We start from the raw sequence: 17,908 nt of genomic DNA on the forward strand, positions 1-17,908 counted from the left end.
CCGGACATCGGAATAATGTCCCTTATGCCGATATCGGCATAATGTGCACAAATGGGCGAGGTTGTCGTGCGCGGTCTCGCCGAGCAACCCCCAATCATGCGAGTGGTCAAGCTCCGCACCCCTTGCTGGCCGGTTGCAGCCGGGAAAGCGGCAGGTCTCATCGCGGAGGCGGAGGAAGCGGCGCATGGCCTTGGGCGTTTTGTACCGGTCCCTCCCCACGGAGAGGATCACCCCGGTCTCGGGGTGGGTGAGCAACCGGGTGAAACTCGGCGCCTTCGACGCCAGATCCCGCGCCGTCGCGGGATCGATCGGCCCATACCCCTCCAAATACCCGGGTTCCTCACTGTGCCCGAGGAGTGTCAGCACCGGCACCGTCACCTGCACGGTGGCCTTGACCCCGGTGCCGACGCCGGTCGGGGTGACCCCGTGGATCAACAGGTCACTGAGCACATCCGTGCGCACCTGGGTGAGCGTGCGCGTCTCGTCCGGCCCTTGCAGGCTGGCGGCGAGGTCGGTGGCCCGGTGGAAGATCGCCTGCACCAGCTCGGCCCCCGTCGTCAGAAACAGGGTCGCCATCCCGTCGTACTCGGGGGTCACCCCGCTGGTGCGGTCCGTGATCGACCTCGCCCGCCGCGCCGTGATCGTCTCCGGGTGCAACCGTTCCCGCAGCAGCCGGGCCTTGTGCTTGAGCTTGGCCACGGTCAGATGCTCGGCCGACGGCAGCAGGGCTTGTTCGAACGCGGCCAAACCCTCCTCAGGGATCGACCAGGACTGCTGGACTATCGCCTGCGCATGCCGGTAACTGATCCGCCCCTCCGCCAACGCGGCCCGGGTGGCGGGGAGGTGCTCGGCCAACGCCTGGCTCTCGGCAAGGAGGGTCTCCGCCGTGCGTTCCGGTATCCGGAGCGTGGCGGCGAGTTCGCTGGAGAGTTCCCGCTGCGCGAGCTCCTCGCGACTCCACCGGGACTGCAGGCTGAGCGGAATCGACCCGGCCTGCGCGGCGCTGAACCGGCGGGCCCGGTCGACAGCCTCGGCCCGCACGGCGAAGCACCGGGCGATCGCCTGGTCGGCTGCCGCGACCGCGTCGAAGAGCAGTCCGAGCTGCTGTTGGGAGGTGCTCACCAGGGTGGCCATACGAGCACACTACGACCAGCCACCGACATTCCGAGGCGCCCAACCGGCCCTCGCACTTGGGCGTGGATAAGCTGATCAAACCCACTTTGTGGACGACAAGCCGGCAGTGATTTCGACAGGCTCAATCACCGGGACGGAGGTCGAGCCGACGGCGATTTCGACAGGATCAAACACCGGCGGCAGGCATGATTCGATACCGCACGTGGGGGCGAAGTGGGGAGCCGAGGGCGACGCGCGGATGCTCGAACTCGTCGACGAAGGTCATCCTCAGTCGTTCCATCACGGCACGGGACGGGAGGTTCATCACGGCGGTGATGGACTGGACCTCGGAAAGCGCCAGCTCCCCGAAGGCGAACCCCAGCGCCGCGCGGGCAGCCTCGGTCGCGTAACCCTGGCCCCAGAAGCCCCGGGCCAGGCGCCAGCCAACCTCGACCCCGCCGGAACCCGGGATGCCGACGGGCATCGGCGCCAGTCCGGTGAAACCGAGGAACGTTCCCGAGGAGGCATCTTCGAGGGCCCACAGCCCGTAGCCGTGTTGATCGAAGAGGGCGTCGGCGCGGGCCGCCAGAGCGTCGCTTTCGGCCCGGGTCAGCGTCGCGGGGAAGTAACACATCACGGCCGGATCGGCCCCCATGGCGGCGAAGGGTTCCCGATCGGACTCACGCCACCGGCGGAGCAGGAGCCGGTCGGTACGGAGTTCGGAAGGCATCCGCCCAGACTAGGGGCGATCGGGTGCGATCGGAGAGGGTCGCTCCGTGCTCCGTGCTCCGTGCCACCGAGCGCCGCGATTCGAACCGCATCCTCTACTCCCTCGTCGGGGACAGGCTCGCCCTGTCGGTCGGGGATTTCCTCTCCACCGTCTGCCCAGAGCAGATGCTGCTGCGCGGCCTGCGCCCGGGCGCAGAGACGTCGGTCCGGCCAGCCGCGGCCGAGGTCACGCCGTGGGGATCTCGCTGCCCACCCTGGCCGCGACCATCGAACGTCGCCGGCTGATCAACTACCGGGCCGACTCGGCTCGCGCAGTCGCCGCTCCCGGCGTACCTTCGGCTCCAGCTCGTCGACGGTAGCGCGGTTGCCGGGGTTTGCCTGCATTGACGACACAGTGGCGTGACCACACAGCGGAGTGACAACTCTGATCGCTCAGGCGGCCACCGGGTCGTCGCCGGGCACCGTCGCGATCCGGGCCACCGCGAACCGCCCGACCCCGTGCAGGGTGAGCTGCCTGCCGGCACCGAGGAACACGGCATCGTGACGGGCGAGCGTGCGGCTGGACCGGGCGCCCGGGGGAGTGCCCTCGGGAGCGGTGTCGAGGGCGGCGTCGATAACACCACTGAGAACGAGGATCACGAGTTGCTCGCCGGCGGCGGTCGCCAGCTCGGCGCGCCCGGCCACCTCCGCTGCGCACAGCGCTCCGGTCGTTTCGCCCCGGCGCACCATCAGGTTCAGGTCGAGGGTCGCTTCGGTGACGCCGACCGCCGAAACGGCCCGTTCGCCGGGGAAGGCGCGCACCTCGTGCTGCCCGACCGGCACGAGCTCCCCTTCCTCGACGAGCCGCAGCCCGCCGGCGGACAGCGGCATCAGCCACCGGTCCACGCCCGGATAGGGAGAGAAGTCCCCGTCGCAGTCGACCGTCGCGATGCTGACCCGCCAGTCGAAACCGGTTTCCGCGCCCGGATTCCGGCTGTCGCCCCGGACGATCACCTCGGCTGTCGTGCCCCCGCCATTCCGCCACACTGTGCGCACCCGGTCGGCGGCCGGCAGCAGCACCGGGCCGCCCTCAGGCATCCTGCCCACCTCAGGCATCCGGCGCACCTGAGGCATCGGGACCGCCCGAGGCATCCTGCCCACCTCAGGCATCGAGACCGCCGCCGCGCCGGCTCCGCACGCCCCGGCGCCAGACCGCGGCGGTGAGGGGCACCCCCGGCCGATAGGCCAGATGGGCGACGGATGGCGCGTCGAGCACCTGCAGGTCGGCCCACCCGCCCACCCGAAGCGACCCGACCGCGTCGGGTCCGTGCTCGCGGCCGACCGCCGCCGCGGCGCCGCGGGTCGCCGCCCAGACGGCCTCCTCGATGGTCAGCCCCATCTGCAGCACGGCCGTCGCCACGCAGAACGGCATCGACGTCGTGTACGAGGTGCCCGGATTGCAGTTCGTGGCCAGGGCGATCCGCGCCCCCGCGTCGACCAGCCGCCGGGCCGGCGGGAACGGCTCCCGGGTCGACAGGTCGCAGGCCGGCAGCAGCGTCGCCACGGTCGCCGACCCCGCGAGGGCCTCGATGTCGCGCTCCTCCAGGTGATTGCAGTGGTCGACGCTGGCCGCGCCGAGTTCGACCGCGAGCCGCACCCCGCCGCTGAAGCCGAGCTGGTTTCCATGCACGCGCACGCCGAGCCCGGCCGCGCGGCCGGCGAGCAGCACCTCGCGGCTCTCCTCCACGTCGAACGCGCCGACCTCGCAGAACGCGTCGATGTAGTCGGCGTGCGGGGCCACCGCGGCGAGCATCGGCCCGGTGACCAGGTCGAGGTAGTCGCGCCGGTCCATCCCCGCCGGCACGAGGTGGGCTCCGAGGAAGGTGACCACGTCGGCCACGGACGCCGCGGCGCGCGCCGACCGCACCTCGCTCGCCAGGTCGAGGCCGTAGCCGGTCTTGGTCTCGAGGAACGTGGTGCCCTGGGCCTCGGCCTCCCGCCGCAGCCGGGCGGCACCCGCGACGAGCTGCTCCTCGGTGGCCGCCCGGGTCGCGGCCACGGTGGTGTTGATGCCGCCGGCCGCGTAGCGCTGCCCGGCCATCCGGGCCTCGAACTCCGCGGCCCGGTCGCCGGCGAAGATGAGGTGGGTGTGCGTGTCGACCCAGCCGGGAAGCACGGCCCGACCGGCGACATCCGTGCGGATATCGGCGGCCGGCGCCGTGGCGGCCGGGCCGAGCCAGACGATCCGGCCGCGCTCGATCACCAGGGCGGCACCCCGCAGGCGTTCTCCGTCGTCGGCCTGGCTGGTCAGCTCGGCGATGCCGATGATCAGTTCAGTGGTCTGCGGGCTGGTCTGCTGGCCTGTCATGCGCGGTCTCCCGACGGGTCGTGGCGGGTAGGCGGGGTGTTGTCGAGCACGGTCAGGGCGTCGCGCAGCAACGTCTGGGGCAGCCGGTCGGTCGCGCCGCCGTTCGCGCAGACCAGACGACCGGAATCGGCGACGATCACGCCGTGCACGATGACCCGGAGCACGTCGGATGCGGTGGCGGTGAGCGGCACCTGGGCGGGCACCGACCCGACGGTGCGCACGCTGTCCATCGATACCTCGACGAGGTCGCAGAGGGCGCCGGGGCGGAGTCCGTTGTCGCCGAGACCGAGCGAGGCATAGCCGTTGGCCGAGGCGGCGCGCAGCAGCGCGGACGGATCGAAGCGTCCGCGTTCCCCGGAGGCCAGTCGTTCGCCGGCCTCGAGCCCGCGCATCTCGAGCAGGGGGTCGACGACGGCGTTCTGGTCAGAGCCGAGGGCGATGCTCGCGCCGGCGTCGGCGAGCCGCCTGGCCGGGCCGATCCCGTCGCCGAGGTCGGCCTCCGTCGTCGGGCACATGACGACGGTCGCGCCGGCGCTTCCGATCAGCGCGATGTCGGCGTTGGTGAGGTGGGTGGCGTGCACGACGCTCAGGCGCGTCGAGAGCGCTCCGAGGTCGGCGAGCACGCCGGTCGGCGTCAGGCCGTATTCGGCCAGGCAGTCCGCATTCTCCTGCGGCTGCTCGGAGAGGTGGATGTGCAGGGGCGCCGTGGAAGGCAGCCCCGCGAGCACCTCCCGCATGGCGGCCGTGGGCACGGCGCGCACGGAGTGAATCGCGGCGCCGAGACTGACCCGGCAACCCGGATCCGTGCCGAGGGCGTCCTGCAGGGAGCGCCAGCGTTCCAGCCAGCCCGCCGCCGAACCGTCATCGAAGGCTCGCTGTTCCGGAGCGAGCGGGCGCCCGATGCCGCCGGCCAGGTAGAGCGTGTCCAGCAGCACGAGACGGATGCCCACATCGCGGGCCGCTGCGGCCAGCGCGAGTTCCATCGCGTGTTCGCGCGGGTACCGCGAGCCGTCCGGGCGGTGGTGCACGTAGTGGAACTCGCCGACGGCCGTCCACCCGCTGACCAGCATCTCCGCGAACACGGCACGTGCGAGGGCGTAGTACCGGTCGGGGTTGAGCCGACCGGCCGCAAGGTACATCGCCTCGCGCCACTGCCAGAAGTCGCCGCCGGCGCCGTGGGTGCGGCCGCGCAATGCGCGATGGAAAGCGTGGGAGTGCGCGTTGGCCATTCCGGGTAGCACGGTGCCGAGGCGCACGTCCCGCGGCCTCGGTGCGCAGCCGGGCGTGAGGTCGGCGATGCGTCCGTCCTCGCCCACCTCGACGCGAACGCCGGCGGTGGACTCGCCGTCGATGAGCAGGGTCTCGCACCAGTAGGCGCGTTCGGCCACTGCGCTCGGTGGGGTTGTCGCCGTCGGGTCGGGCGTCGCCGCGGCGCTCACAGCAGGGTCCTCAGCAGCTTCTCCAAAGCCTCGACCCCGGCCACGCAGTCGTCGGCCGAGGCGAATTCCTCGGGAGAGTGCGAGATTCCGGTGGGATTGCGCACGAAGAGCATGGCGCTGGGCACGCTGGCCGCGAGCACCCCGGAGTCATGACCGGCTCCGGTCGCAAGCGACGGCACGTCACCGAGAACGGCGCTGAACCGGTCCCGGAGTTCGGGGTCGAAGTGCACCGCATCGGCCCAGGATTCCTCCACGACCGAGACGGAGCATCCGTTCTCGGCCACGACGGCCTCGACCGCCGCGGTGATCTCTCCCAGCAGGGCGCGGGTCTCTTCGTCAGTCTCCGCCCTGGCGTCGAGCCAGGCCTGCACGCTCGACGGGATCACGTTCGTGCCGCCGGGCACGATGTTCATCCGGCCGACGGTGGCCCGGGTGCCCGGGCGGGCCGCGGCCGTGTCCTGCACGGCGAGCACGGCGCGGGCTGCGGCCACCATCGGGTCGCGGCGGTCGGCCATCAGGGTGGCGCCGGCGTGGTTACCCTGGCCGGTCACGGTGAGGCGCCAGCGCCCGTGGGCGAGGATCGAGGAGGCCACAGCCACCGGCTCACCGAGGTCGATCAGGCCGCGGCCCTGCTCGACGTGCAGCTCGACGAAGAGTCCGATTCGCTCCAGCGACTGCCGGTCGGTGCCGAGGCTGGCGGGATCGAGTCCGGCGTGGGCCGCGGCGTCGGCGAGCGTGATGCCGTCGGGGTCGACGAGGGCCCTGGCCCGGTCCGCGTGCAGCGCACCGGTCATCAGCCTCGAGCCGAGGCAGGCGATGCCGAAGCGGGACCCCTCCTCCTCCGCGAAGACGAGGATGGCGCAGGCCCTCGACGGCACGAAGCCGCTCGCCTGCAGTCGGGCGATGGCGTCGAGCGACGACACGACGCCGAGCGGGCCGTCGAAGGCGCCGCCGCCGGGCACGGAGTCGAGGTGGCTGCCGGTGACGACGGCATCCGCCCCGGGCTCGCCCCACCAAGCCCAGATGTTGCCGTTGCGGTCGGTCTCGACCGCGAGCCCGATGCGCTCAGCGCGTTCGATGAACCAGGCGCGCAGCTCGAGGTCGGCGGCCTGCCAGAGGTGGCGGGAGTATCCGCCGCGGTGCGCATCCCGGCCCGTGCCGGCGATCTCGTCGAGGCCGGCCAGCAGCCCGTGCGCGAGCAACGTCGGCCTGCTCACTCGGACTCCCACATCGGCACGCGCAGGCCGCGCTCGCGGGCCACCTCGTCGGCGCGCTCGTAGCCGGCGTCGACGTGTCGCATCACGCCGGTGCCCGGGTCGTTGGTGAGCACCCGCTCGATCTTCTCGGCGGCGAGCGGGGTGCCGTCGGCCACGATGACCTGGCCGGCGTGGATGCTGCGGCCGATCCCGACGCCGCCGCCGTGGTGGATCGAGACCCAGGTGGCGCCCGACGCGGTGTTCAGCAGGGCGTTCAGCAGCGGCCAGTCCGCGATCGCGTCCGAGCCGTCCAACATCGCCTCGGTCTCCCGATAGGGCGAGGCGACCGAGCCGGAGTCGAGGTGGTCGCGGCCGATCACGATCGGCGCGGAGAGTTCGCCGGAGGCGACCATCTCGTTGAACTTCAAGCCGGCCAGGTGGCGTTCCTTGTAGCCGAGCCAGCAGATCCGGGCCGGCAGACCCTCGAAGTGCACCAGGTCCTGCGCCTTGGTGATCCACCGGCGCAGGTGCTCGTCCTCCGGGAACAGCTCGAGGATGGCCTTGTCGGTGGCCGCGATGTCCGCCGGGTCGCCGGAGAGCGCCACCCAGCGGAACGGTCCCTTGCCCTCGGCGAAGAGCGGGCGGATGTAGGCGGGCACGAACCCGGGGAACGCGAACGCGCGGTCGCAGCCGCCCAGCTGCGCCTCGGCGCGGATGGAGTTGCCGTAGTCGAAGACCTCGGCGCCGGCATCCTGGAACCGGGCCATCGCCGTGACCTGCTTGCTCATCGCGGCGCGTGCGCGCAGGGTGAACTCCTCCGGCTTCGCCGCGGCGTAGGCGTGCCATTCGGCCACGGTCACGCCCTCCGGCAGGTAGGACAGCGGGTCGTGCGCGCTGGTCTGGTCGGTGACGATGTCGATCGGCACCCTGCGGGCGAGCAACTCGGCGAACACGGTCGCGGCGTTGCCGACCAGGCCCACCGAGAGGGCGCGCTTCTCGGCCTTCGCCGCTAGCACGCGTTCGACGGCATCGTCGAGGTCGGTCGTGAGGCAGTCGAGGTAGCCGTGGTCGACCCGGCGCTGCAGCCGGGTCTCGTCGACGTCGACGATCAGCACGACGCCGTCGTTCATGGTGACGGCGAGCGGCTGCGCGCCGCCCATGCCGCCGGCCCCGCCGGTGAGGGTGAGGGTGCCGGCCAGGGTGCCGCCGAACCGCTTGGCGGCGACCGCGGCGAAGGTCTCATAGGTGCCCTGCAGGATGCCCTGGGTGCCGATGTAGATCCAGGAGCCGGCCGTCATCTGGCCGTACATGGTCAGGCCGAGCGCCTCGAGGCGGCGGAACTCCGGCCAGGTGGCCCAGTCGCCGACGAGGTTGGAGTTGGCGATGAGCACCCGCGGCGCCCACTCGTTGGTGCGGAACACGCCGACCGGCTTGCCGGACTGCACCAGCAGGGTCTCGTCCTTCTCCAGGGTCGTCAGGGTGCGCACGATCGCGTCGTAGGCCTCCCAGTTGCGGGCGGCCTTGCCCGTGCCGCCGTAGACGACGAGGTTCTCGGGATGCTCGGCAACCTCGGGGTCGAGGTTGTTCATGAGCATCCGGAGCGGGCCCTCTGTCTGCCAGCTCTTGGCGGTGAGGGTGGTGCCGCGCGCGGCGCGGACGGGACGGGATTCGTTCATGACTGGTTCCTCTGGCTCGTGGCTGTTCTTGATGGGTGACGGTCGGGGGCTCGGCGGACCGGGCCGGCCAGTCGTGGTCGGGCTCAGGCGTGCTCGCGGGGTTCAGGCGGGGCCGGGGCGGTCTTGCCGAGCCCGGCCGACACGGTGCCTGCGGCGCGCACGAGCAGGGGACCGTATCGGTCGAGGTCGGCCGGGGTGACCCGGTAGCTCGGGATGACGAGGCTGAGGGCGGCCACGACCCGCTGCTCGGAGCGGATCGGGGCGGCGATGGCCGTGACATCCGTTTCGACGCCGCGCTCGACGACGACGTACCCGACCGCCGGGGTGTGCCCGGTGAGCACCTGGCCGACCGCGGACCGTTCGAGCGGCACGGTGCGGCCGACCCAGTTGGCGTGCCGCACAGAGTGGGTGCCCGGGGCGATGGCGATGTAGAGGCTCGAACGGTCGTGGCCCTCCACGCTGAGATACGCGGACTCGCCGGTCAGGGCGACGAGGTCTTCCATGGCCTGCCTGGACAGGGTCACCAGCGACTCGCTGCTCAGCGACTGTGCCCCGAGCTGGATGATCCGGCTGCCCGGCCCGTAGCTTCCGTCGTCGCCGCGGCGCACGAAGCCGCGCGTCTCGAGGGTGCGCAGCAGACGAAGGGCGGTGCTGGGGGAGAGGTCGACGGCGCGCGAGCTCTCCGAGAGGGTCAGCCCGTCACCGTCGCAGATCACGGCGAGCAGGTCGAGCGCGCGCTCCACGGTGCGGGTGGACGACTCGGCCATGCTGCTCCCTTGCCTTGACTATTCCATTCAGTAAAACACGGATGCCACTGGCTGGCAATACTCATCGACCGGAGGGTGGCCGGAGAATGGCTGCGTTCCGATCGCGGTCCCAGCCGTGGGCGGGATAATCAGTCATGACGACTAAGGCTCTGCTCGCCCTCGGGGCCGAGAAGTTCGTGCTCCTGACCACATTCCGCAAGACCGGCGACCCTGTGAAGACGCCGGTCTGGGTGGCCGTCGATGCCGACCGGTTGCTGGTGACGACGGCATCCTCCTCGGGCAAGGTCAAGCGGCTGCGGCATACCGCCCGGATCGAGCTCGCGGCGTGCAATGCGCCCGGGGTCGTGACGGACGCGGCGGTGACCGTCACTGCGCAGGCGGAGGTTCGCGCCGATGAGGCCACGATCGCCGCGCTCGAGGCGGCGTTGCTGGGCAAGTACGGTCTGGCCTACCGGGCGATCCGCAGTGCTCGGAGGCTGAGCGGTTCCGCGACGGAGTCGGTGGCCATCGTGATCACGCCCGCCTGACCGGCGCCGGCTGCGGTCGGTCGGTCAGTTGCCGACGTTCACGCCGCGCTGGGCCATGAACGGCATGGCGTCGACGGCGGTCCCGTCGATCCTGACCTCGAAGTGCAGGTGGCAGCCGGTCGAGGCGCCGGTGCTGCCCACCCCGGCGATCACCTGGCCGGCACTCACCCGATCGCCGACACCGACCAGGATCTCCCCGGCGGCGATGTGTGCGTAGCCGGTCTCGATGCCGTTGCCGTGGTCGAGCAGGATCCAGTTGCCGTAGGTGCCCAGCGCGCCGGCGGACTCGACGATGCCGTCGGTCGCCGCGTAGATGGCCGCGTCGCAGCCGGCGCCGATGTCGGTGCCGCGGTGGAAGTCGCTCACCCCGGGCACCGGGTGCACGAGACGCGGTCCGAATGAGTCGGTGATGCGCCCGGCGGCCGGCTTGGCCCAACCCTGGTCGCTGAGACGCCCGGTGTCGGCAACCGGTGGAATCGCCGGGAGCGGTCTCAGCTCGCTCACCACGGCGGCGGCCGGGGTGGTCAGGGCGAGGGCGGCGAGGTCGGCGGATGCCGCGTCGACGTCGGCCTGCGCCACCTGGACGGCAGCGAGGGTGTCGGCGACCGGGACCGCAGCCATCACGGCCTGGGCCGCGTCATCCTGTTTCGCCAGCGATTGCTCGCGCTCGGTGTCGGCGGCGACCCGCGCGCGCACCTCGTCCAGGTTCGCGGTGAGCCTGGACAGGGCGTCGAGCGTGCCGAGCTGGAAGAGCAGATCGCGTCCGGCCGTGTCGTCGAACAGCACGTCGACGGTGGCCGTGCCGGATTGCTGCATCAGCCCCCGGACGAGCATCGCCAGCACCCGGCGGGACGCGTCGGCCGTGGTGACCGCTTTCTCCCTCAGCGCGTGCACGAGGTCGGCCCGGCTGGCGGCGGCCTCGTAGTCGGCCTTGGCTGAGGCGTAGGCGAGATTCGCCTTACCCAGGATGGTCCGTGCAGCGCCCAGCTGGGCCTGGGCCGTTGCGACGGCGGCGGCGTGGGGTGCGGAGGCGGCGGCGAAGGCTGCGGCGGAGGCTCGTTCAGTCGCGGCCCGGGCGGCGCGGGCTGCGTTGGCGGCCGCGGCGGCGGCGGCTTGCCGTGCGGCGGTGGACACCTTCGGTGCCGTTGGGCCGAAGACCTGTGGAGGCTCCGGAGCCGCGACCGTCGGGGTCGGGGTGGGCGTCGGCGCCGACGTCGGGGTGGGCGTGGCAGTGGGGGTGGGGTCCGGTGTCGGTGTGGGGTCCGGTGTCGGTGTCGGTGACGGGGTGGGGTCGGGCGTGGGGGCGGGGTCGGGCGCAGGATCCGGAGTCGTCACGACGGGAGTCGGCGTGGGGGCGGGCGCAGGGGCGGGTGCGGGAATTGGCGCGGGCGCAGGTTCGGGCGCTGGCGCTGGCGCCGGTGCGGGGGCGGGTGCCGGTGCGGGCGCGGGAGCGGGCTCGGGCGCGGGTGCTGTCGCTGGTGCTGGCGCTGGTGCTGGCGCTGGTTCGGGCGCTGGTGCCGGTGCGGGTGCCGGTGCCGGATCCGAGGCCGGAAGGGGGGCGGGGGTCTCCACCGCGACCACGGTTTGCCCATCATCGGCGTGCGCCGACGTCGGTACGCCCACGATCGCCAGCGCGACGATCACGATCGACGCAAGCGGGAGCGCCAATCGCCGGGACCGATGCGGGTTTCCGGGGCGACTGGTTCGACGAACACTTCGTAGTGAGCTCATGAGCCTATGCAATCCATGTTCGGGTAATGGACAGCCAGATGGAACGGGTCAGCGTCCGGCCATCATTACACGCGCGGGCGGGGGGCACAAGCATCCGGTTGCGCGGGCCGGGAGGTGCGGGCTGGGGCGCCGGGGAGGCCATCTCAGACCGCCACGAGGGCGCGACGCAGGAACGAATCGATCACCAGGCCGGCCTCCCGGAGTGATTCGGAGGCGAGCGACGCCGGCGACGCCGCAGTCCCATTCGGCGCTCCGGCGTGGTGGAGCCGATCGTGCAGCAGGAGCAGCGCGGAGAGGACGTCGGAGAGCTCACCGTCGGCGGTGGCGTGCAGCATCCTGACCTGGGCATGGCGGAGGTCGGGACCGGGCGCGCAGCCCAATTCTCGGTCCAGGATCCGGCGGAATCGGTCGAATGCCGCGAGGCCGTCGGCCGGCCGGCCGGACAGCTCCAGTCCCAGGATCAGGGCGGTCCAGGCGCGCTCGTTCAGCGGGTCGCCGTCGGCGGCCTGGCCGGCCCAGCCCACCGCTTCCCCCGGCCGGAAGAGGGCAGAGGCGGACTCCGCGGCGATGATCCTCGCTTCGGTGACCCGGGCAGCGTGGCGGGAACGTTCATCGGCAGCCCAGGCGGGCAGCAGTTCGCTGCCGAGCAGCGGCCCGACCGCCAGGCCGAGGGCCTCGCTCAGCAACGGAAGGGCATCCGCCGCTCCGGAATGCTGGGCGAGGCGGAGCAGCGTGTCGAACCGATCAAGGTCAAGGTCGACCAGGGCCTTGTCCATGACGTAGCCGCCGTTGACCGTCTGCAGTGGACCGCGCTTGCCGGCGCCCGGCTGCAGGTTCCGGCGCAACACGCAGACGTAGCTTTCCAGGGTGGGCTGCGCTTCAACGGGCGGGTTGCCTCCCCAGAGCAGGTCGATCAGGTGCTCCTTGGATACCGGAGTCCCCAACTGGAGCAGCAGGATTTCGAGGATCTGCCGGGGCTTGGGTCCGCCAAGGTGATGGGCGCCGAGGACGGCGCCGCCCCGGCAGACTCGCAGGTTGCCGAGGATCTGGATGGTGACGCGGCCGGGAGGTGTGTCGAATGTTGGCCCGGATGAGCCATGGGTTCTTTCCATGACGGCCTCCAATAGCGGATTGGCTTCCAGACTGCCGACCATGTCGATCGTGAGTAAGCCGCAGGTGAGGGATGCCCGGCTCCCCAAAATTCGGGGGTCGCGGATTCGGCCGATCTGCGGCATCGTCAGGGCCGGCACGGCTAGACCCGCGGGAGGGTGGCCACGACGGTGGTGCCCTCGCCCATCCGAGAGGTGATGACAAGGTCACCACCGACCACCCGCACGGTGTCCCGCATGATCCGGAGGCCCAGATGACCGTCGGGCGACGGGCTGTCCGGATCGAAGCCGCGCCCGTTGTCGCGCACCGTCAGCGTGGTGCGATCCTTGTTCTGCACGAGCGCGAGCTCGACGACGCAGGCGCCGGCGTGCTTGACCGTGTTGGCGAGGGCCTCCCTGGCCACGCGGTACAGCATCGCGGCCCGGTCCCGGTCGAGTTCGATTCGTTCGGGCAGCGAGACGATGGCCTCGATTCCCTGGCCGGCGAGAGGCGCGGTGAGTCCGAGCAGGGCCTTGGTCAGGCCCAGCAGCGCGAAGTCGGGCGGATACAGCTCGGTCGTCATTCCGCGGAGGGTGCCGAGGTTGCGCTGCAGGATCGAGCGGGCGCGGCCGAAGAGTGGGCGTTCTCCCGGCGGCCCGTGCGTTTCTTCCGCCGCGAAGGCGTAGGAGAGACCGGCCAGGTCCTGGATGACCTCATCGTGCAGTTCGCGGGCGATCCGCCTTCGTTCGTAATCCGAGGCCGCGATGGCGTGCTGGAGCAGCCGCCGACGGGATGCCTGGTCGGCCTGGATGCGTCGGGCCAGCCTGGTCGCGGGCAGGAGCTGTGCGAACTGTAGCGCGAACAGCGACAATGCGAAGACCGGGGTGATCTCCTCGGTCAGAGCCAGTTGCTCCTCCCGCACTGCCTCATCATCGAAGTAGGCCTCGAACATGATCGGCCGGCCTGCGGCATCCGCCGAGCGTACATTGATCTCCACCAACTCGCCCAGGGCGTAGTCCTGCTCGTTGTCGGCCTCGCGCTGGGTGCCGAACGACGCGCGCTCCGCACCCCCGGCCAGCAGGTCGGTGCTCCAGCGGGGAAGCGGGAAGCTGCGTCCGATCAGCGACGGCAGGTCGGAGTAGATGATCCGCCCGTTTGGGTCCCACACCTTCACCCGCACGATGTAGCCCTCGGCCAGCCAGGGTGCGAGCGTGCGGGTGAGAATGCGCAGGGCGGCGGGTTCGCCGGCGCGGAGCTGCTCCGTGATGAGAGGGGCGACCGTGCGGTCGGCGAGCTCCTGGGTGTGCTCGGTGGCGGACGCGAGGATGTGGCGCTCCGCCTGGCCACGGATCCAGAGCGCCACCGGCACGGAGATCGCCACCAGGGTGAGGAGTCCGATGAGCAGGAAGCGGGTGACCGCCGCGCGCACCTCGGAGCGCTCGGTTGACCTCCCGTCGCCCAGGAGCGATGGGTCGGCAGCCAGGGTCGTCGGCCTAGACATTCCCCGGCGCCGTCGGCTCAGACACGTTCGTTCACCCCGACCAGGCCGAGCCGAGTGGCGCTCACGACCGCCTCGAGTTGGGAATGCACCTCGAGCTTCGCGAGGATGGACTTCACGTAGCCACGGCAGGTGTTCTCGGAGATCCCGAGGGTCAGGGCATTGGCCCGCACGTCGTTTCCCCGGGCCATCAGGTGCAGCACCTCGAGCTCGCGCCGGGTGAGGGCTTGCACGGCGGGGTTGTACTCGTGCAGACGCCACTGCGCACTCAGTTGCGCGACCAGCGACGGGTGCACCATGAATCCGCCGACCCTGGCGTGGCGCAAGGTGTCCAGCATTCCGATCAGTGACCCGTCCTTCGGCAGGAACGCGCACACCCCGATCGAGGCCGCCCGTTCGAGGATTTCCGGGGTGGGATCGCCCGTGAGCATCACGATCCGGGTGGCGGGAGCCTGGGCCAGGATCAGGGCGGCGACGCTCAGGCCGCTTTCGTCCGGCAGGTGGTAGTCCAACACGACGAGGTCCGGCCGCAGCGTGTCGCACAGCTCGATCGCCCGGCGGCCGTTGTTCGCCGAACCGACCGTGCACAGGTCCGCTTCGCGATCGAGAGCCTCGGCCAGGAGCTCTGCGAAAGTATTGTGATCGTCGACGATGAGGATCCGGATCATGTCACTCCTTGGGCGGGGAGTCGGTGGCGCGGTTCACGTCACTGGGTTTCTCCGGCGCGCCCGGATTCGGGGCCGGGCGGCCGGTGGTGAGCTTCATTATGCGCCCGGTTCGCGGTGCGGTCCACGCTCGCGCCCGCCCCCGTTCAGGGACTAGCGGAGGGTCCGTTCTGGTGCAGTCGTGCCGATTTCCGCCCGCTGGACTCAGCGGAGGGGCCCGGCGACGGAGGCCGCGGCATCCATCACTGCGCCGGACGCCACCAGGGCCACGACCGCCTCGATCTCGGGGGAGAGAAAGCGGTCGTGGCCGGGGCCCTCTGCCACGGTGCGCACCAGGTCGCGCACGGCTCCGGTCGCGGCGCCCGGCCGCACCGGGGCGCGCAGGTCGAGGGAGCGCGCGGCGGTCATGATCTCGATCGCGAGCACCCGCTGCAGGCCATCGATCGAGTGGCGCAGCTTGCGGGCCGCGGCCCAGCCCATCGACACGTGGTCCTCCTGCATCGCCGACGACGCGATCGAGTCGACGGATGCCGGCACCGCCAGCCGTTTGAGCTCGGAGACGATCCCGGCGGCGGTGTACTGCGCGATCATCAGCCCGGAGTCGACGCCGACCTCGTGCGCCAGGAATGGCGGCAGCCCCTTGTTGCGGTTCGCGTCGAGGTGCCGGTCGGTGCGGCGTTCGCTCATGCTGGCGACGTCGGCCGCGGCGATTGCGAGGAAGTCGAGCACGTAACCGACCGGGGCGCCGTGGAAGTTGCCGTTGGACGCCACCCGGCCGTCGAGTGTGACGACGGGGTTGTCGACCGCGCTGGCCAGCTCGCGCCCGGCGATCAGCGCGGCGTGGTCGGCCGTGTCGCGGGCGGCGCCGTGCACCTGCGGGGAGCAGCGCAGCGAGTAGGCGTCCTGAACGGTGGGGTCGTCCGGGCCGGCATGGCTGGCCAGCAGCGGGGAGCCGTGCAGCAGCGCGCGCAGGTTCCCCGCGCTCGCCGCCTGGCCGAGCTGGGGGCGGAGGGCCTGCAGGTCGGCGGCGAAGGTCGCATCCGTGCCGAGCAGAGCCTCGACGCTCATCGCGGCGGCGATGTCGGCCGTCGTGAGCAACCGAGTCAGGTCGGCCAGGGCGAGCACCAGCATGCCGAGCATGCCGTCGGTGCCGTTGATCAGGGCGAGGCCCTCCTTCTCGGCGAGAACGACGGGTTCGATGCCGGCCGCGGCGAGGGCGGCCTGGCCGCTCATCGGCGTGCCGGAGGCGTCACGCACCCGCCCCTCGCCCATCACCGCGAGGGCGCAGTGGGCGAGCGGGGCCAGGTCGCCCGAGCAGCCGAGCGACCCGTATTCGTGCACGACGGGCGTGATCCCGGCATTGAGCACGGCGGCGTAGGTCTCGGCGGTGACCGGGCGCACCCCCGTGCGGCCGGTCATCAGGGTGGACAGTCGCAGCAGCATGAGCGCGCGCACCACCTCGCGCTCCACCTCGGGGCCGCTGCCGGCGGCGTGCGAGCGCACCAGGCTGGCCTGCAACTGGGCGCGGCGATCGCTCGTGATGAAGGTGGTCGCCAGGGCGCCGAAGCCGGTGGAGATGCCGTAGTGCGGGTTGACGTCGACGGCCAGGCCGTCGATGATCCGCCGGGTAGCGGCGACTCCGTCCAGCGCGGCCGGGTCGAGCACGATCGGGGCGTCCAGCCGGGCGACCGCGACCAGGTCGGTGAAGGACACCGGGCCGGCGCCCACGGTGACGACCGCAGGGCTGACGACTGCGGGGGCTGCGTGGCTGCTGGATGCGGGGCTGACGGCTGCGGGGGCTGCGTGGCTGAGGGACATACTTCGATTGGACACCAGTGCGGGCCATGCCACCACTCGTTTAGACTGGCTGCTGTCCGGGATCCCGGACATGGAGAGGAAGGTGTCGCATGGCCGGCTCGAAGGTTCCGGCGGCGGAGGGCACGCTGCGCATCCTCTCCCATCTGGCGGGGCAACGCGGTCCGGTGCCGGCTTCGGCGATCGCCACGGCGCTCGGCCTGCCGCGGTCGACCGTCTACGACCTCCTGGCCGTGCTCGCCGACCGGGGCTTCGTGCTCCACCTGCCGGAGGAGCGCCGCTACGGGCTGGGCGTCGCCGCCTTCGAGCTGAGTTCCGGCTTCTCCCGGCAGCAGCCGCTCTCCCACCTCGGCCGCCCGCTGATCGCCGCGCTCGTGGACCGGATCGGCGAGAGCGCGCACCTCGTCGTGCTGCACGGCCGGGACGTGGTCTACCTGATCGAGGAGCGGGCGCCGCGCCGGCCCTCGCTCGTGACGGATGTCGGCGTGCGCCTGCCCAGCCACCTCACCGCGAGCGGGCGCGCCCTTCTCGCGGCGCTGCCGAATGCCCAGCTGCGCGCGCTGTACCCCAACGCGGCGGCGTTCGCCGCCCGCGACGGGCAGGGTCCCCGCACCTCCGGTGAGCTGCGCCGGCTGCTGGAGCGGGTGCGGGCCGACGGGTTCGCCCAGGAGGACGGCGAGATCACGGCGGGGATGGCATCCGTGGCCGTGGCGGTGCGGGACCACGCCGGCTGGCCGGCCGCAGGGATCGCGGTCACCTTCCCCCGAGAACGGATCGCGCCGGCGGAGTGGCCGGCCCTCGCCGCGGAACTGGCTGGCACCGCCGCGGAACTCTCCCGCCGCATCCGCGGGCGTCCGTCCGGCTGAGTGCTCGCTCCCGGAGCCTCGATCCGCCCCCGCAGCTGCCTCAGCCGGCGAACAGGGCGATCAGCAGGGCAACGTAGACGACGACGAACACGGCCGGCGTCACGAACCGCACCACGTTCACCCAGGGTGCCGCCGACAGGATGCGCCGGGTGACGGCCGACATGCCGCCCACGGCGCGCAGGTCGGCGATGACGGCCAGGGCCTCGTTGGCGGCGTTGATCTGCACCAGCGCGCCGAGGATGCCGGAGGCCAGCAGCACGCCGGCGGCCGCGACCCGCACGCTCGGGTCGGCTGTGGCCAGGCCCAGGGCCAGGAAGCCCACCAGCGCCGTGAGCAGGACGGTGGGGGCGACCTGGGACACGATGATGTGCCAGCGGGTCTTGACCCACAGGTTGATGAGCTCGGATTCAGTCATGCGGGGCTCCACTTCGATCGCCGCGGACGGACGAC

General features: G+C 71.8%; 16 protein-coding genes. 2 read left to right on the top strand and 14 right to left on the bottom strand.

Features of this window, described 5'->3' with window-relative positions:
• From E3O32_RS10525 to E3O32_RS10565, 8 genes are all read right to left on the bottom strand, one after another.
• Positions 1-1,134 (bottom strand): HNH endonuclease signature motif containing protein (locus tag E3O32_RS10525; protein ID WP_134509302.1); only part of this gene is annotated, 1,134 nt, incomplete at its 3' end.
• A gap of 166 nt (positions 1,135-1,300) precedes the next feature.
• Positions 1,301-1,843 (bottom strand): GNAT family N-acetyltransferase, encoded by a 543-nt coding sequence (locus E3O32_RS10530; protein WP_134509304.1) that lies wholly within the window; start codon positions 1,841-1,843, stop codon positions 1,301-1,303.
• Between the two features lie 431 nt (positions 1,844-2,274).
• On the bottom strand, positions 2,275-2,919 hold the full coding sequence (locus E3O32_RS10540) for a HutD/Ves family protein (RefSeq protein ID WP_166790828.1): 645 nt from the start codon (positions 2,917-2,919) through the stop codon (positions 2,275-2,277).
• Positions 2,920-2,983: 64 nt separating this feature from the next.
• The gene (hutI, locus tag E3O32_RS10545; RefSeq protein ID WP_134509308.1) at positions 2,984-4,189 is read right to left on the bottom strand and encodes an imidazolonepropionase; all 1,206 of its coding nucleotides are present in this window, start codon (positions 4,187-4,189) and stop codon (positions 2,984-2,986) included.
• Positions 4,186-5,628, bottom strand: a complete 1,443-nt coding sequence (locus E3O32_RS10550) for a formimidoylglutamate deiminase (RefSeq protein ID WP_241974785.1) — start codon at positions 5,626-5,628, stop codon at positions 4,186-4,188. The genes hutI and E3O32_RS10550 overlap by 4 nt, the downstream gene beginning before the upstream one ends.
• Positions 5,625-6,845 carry an allantoate amidohydrolase gene (locus E3O32_RS10555; protein WP_241974787.1) on the bottom strand — a complete coding sequence of 407 codons (1,221 nt, stop codon included), beginning with the start codon at positions 6,843-6,845 and terminating at the stop codon, positions 5,625-5,627. Before E3O32_RS10555 ends, E3O32_RS10550 begins: the two co-directional genes overlap by 4 nt.
• Entirely contained in the window at positions 6,842-8,500 is a 1,659-nt protein-coding gene (hutU, locus tag E3O32_RS10560; RefSeq protein ID WP_134509310.1) for a urocanate hydratase, read from the bottom strand. The genes E3O32_RS10555 and hutU overlap by 4 nt, the downstream gene beginning before the upstream one ends.
• An 83-nt stretch (positions 8,501-8,583) precedes the next feature.
• The gene (locus tag E3O32_RS10565) at positions 8,584-9,267 is read right to left on the bottom strand and encodes an IclR family transcriptional regulator (protein ID WP_134509312.1); all 684 of its coding nucleotides are present in this window, start codon (positions 9,265-9,267) and stop codon (positions 8,584-8,586) included.
• Positions 9,268-9,401: 134 nt separating this feature from the next.
• On the opposite strand from E3O32_RS10565, the gene E3O32_RS10570 reads away from it, so the two are divergent.
• Positions 9,402-9,794, top strand: a complete 393-nt coding sequence (locus E3O32_RS10570) for a PPOX class F420-dependent oxidoreductase (protein WP_134509313.1) — start codon at positions 9,402-9,404, stop codon at positions 9,792-9,794.
• 24 nt (positions 9,795-9,818) lie between these two features.
• Here E3O32_RS10570 and E3O32_RS17635 read toward each other — a convergent pair whose 3' ends face one another.
• The 5 genes from E3O32_RS17635 to hutH form a co-directional block, all read right to left on the bottom strand.
• On the bottom strand, positions 9,819-11,129 hold the full coding sequence (locus E3O32_RS17635; RefSeq protein WP_241974789.1) for a M23 family metallopeptidase: 1,311 nt from the start codon (positions 11,127-11,129) through the stop codon (positions 9,819-9,821).
• 539 nt (positions 11,130-11,668) lie between these two features.
• The gene (locus E3O32_RS10590; protein ID WP_134509315.1) at positions 11,669-12,637 is read right to left on the bottom strand and encodes an AfsR/SARP family transcriptional regulator; all 969 of its coding nucleotides are present in this window, start codon (positions 12,635-12,637) and stop codon (positions 11,669-11,671) included.
• Between the two features lie 140 nt (positions 12,638-12,777).
• Positions 12,778-14,115 (bottom strand): sensor histidine kinase, encoded by a 1,338-nt coding sequence (locus tag E3O32_RS10595; protein WP_134509317.1) that lies wholly within the window; start codon positions 14,113-14,115, stop codon positions 12,778-12,780.
• A gap of 17 nt (positions 14,116-14,132) precedes the next feature.
• The gene (locus E3O32_RS10600; RefSeq protein WP_134509319.1) at positions 14,133-14,780 is read right to left on the bottom strand and encodes a response regulator; all 648 of its coding nucleotides are present in this window, start codon (positions 14,778-14,780) and stop codon (positions 14,133-14,135) included.
• A gap of 201 nt (positions 14,781-14,981) precedes the next feature.
• Positions 14,982-16,595: a histidine ammonia-lyase gene (gene hutH / locus E3O32_RS10605; protein ID WP_134509321.1), complete on the bottom strand. Its 1,614-nt coding sequence runs from the start codon at positions 16,593-16,595 to the stop codon at positions 14,982-14,984.
• 89 nt (positions 16,596-16,684) lie between these two features.
• Between hutH and E3O32_RS10610 the strand changes: the two genes are divergently transcribed.
• The gene (locus E3O32_RS10610; protein ID WP_134509323.1) at positions 16,685-17,458 is read left to right on the top strand and encodes an IclR family transcriptional regulator; all 774 of its coding nucleotides are present in this window, start codon (positions 16,685-16,687) and stop codon (positions 17,456-17,458) included.
• Between the two features lie 40 nt (positions 17,459-17,498).
• Here the strand turns inward: E3O32_RS10610 and E3O32_RS10615 are convergent, their stop codons facing one another.
• Positions 17,499-17,873, bottom strand: coding sequence for a hypothetical protein (locus E3O32_RS10615; RefSeq protein WP_134509325.1), 375 nt, complete (start codon positions 17,871-17,873; stop codon positions 17,499-17,501).
• Positions 17,874-17,908 lie beyond the last annotated feature (35 nt).

Source organism: Cryobacterium mannosilyticum (assembly GCF_004402705.1).
Classification (GTDB): Bacteria; Actinomycetota; Actinomycetes; order Actinomycetales; family Microbacteriaceae; genus Cryobacterium; species Cryobacterium mannosilyticum.

Excerpts from the sequence above, each read along its gene's own strand:
- E3O32_RS10530 (WP_134509304.1), bottom strand. The coding sequence starts at position 1,843 with ATGCCTTCCGAACTCCGTACCGACCGGCTCCTGCTCCGCCGGTGGCGT.
- E3O32_RS10540 (WP_166790828.1), bottom strand. The coding sequence starts at position 2,919 with ATGCCTGAGGGCGGCCCGGTGCTGCTGCCGGCCGCCGACCGGGTGCGC.
- hutI (WP_134509308.1), bottom strand. The coding sequence starts at position 4,189 with ATGACAGGCCAGCAGACCAGCCCGCAGACCACTGAACTGATCATCGGC.
- hutU (WP_134509310.1), bottom strand. The coding sequence starts at position 8,500 with ATGAACGAATCCCGTCCCGTCCGCGCCGCGCGCGGCACCACCCTCACC.
- E3O32_RS10565 (WP_134509312.1), bottom strand. The coding sequence starts at position 9,267 with ATGGCCGAGTCGTCCACCCGCACCGTGGAGCGCGCGCTCGACCTGCTC.
- E3O32_RS10570 (WP_134509313.1), top strand. The coding sequence starts at position 9,402 with ATGACGACTAAGGCTCTGCTCGCCCTCGGGGCCGAGAAGTTCGTGCTC.
- E3O32_RS10590 (WP_134509315.1), bottom strand. The coding sequence starts at position 12,637 with ATGGAAAGAACCCATGGCTCATCCGGGCCAACATTCGACACACCTCCC.
- E3O32_RS10595 (WP_134509317.1), bottom strand. The coding sequence starts at position 14,115 with ATGTCTAGGCCGACGACCCTGGCTGCCGACCCATCGCTCCTGGGCGAC.
- E3O32_RS10600 (WP_134509319.1), bottom strand. The coding sequence starts at position 14,780 with ATGATCCGGATCCTCATCGTCGACGATCACAATACTTTCGCAGAGCTC.
- hutH (WP_134509321.1), bottom strand. The coding sequence starts at position 16,595 with ATGTCCCTCAGCCACGCAGCCCCCGCAGCCGTCAGCCCCGCATCCAGC.
- E3O32_RS10610 (WP_134509323.1), top strand. The coding sequence starts at position 16,685 with ATGGCCGGCTCGAAGGTTCCGGCGGCGGAGGGCACGCTGCGCATCCTC.
- E3O32_RS10615 (WP_134509325.1), bottom strand. The coding sequence starts at position 17,873 with ATGACTGAATCCGAGCTCATCAACCTGTGGGTCAAGACCCGCTGGCAC.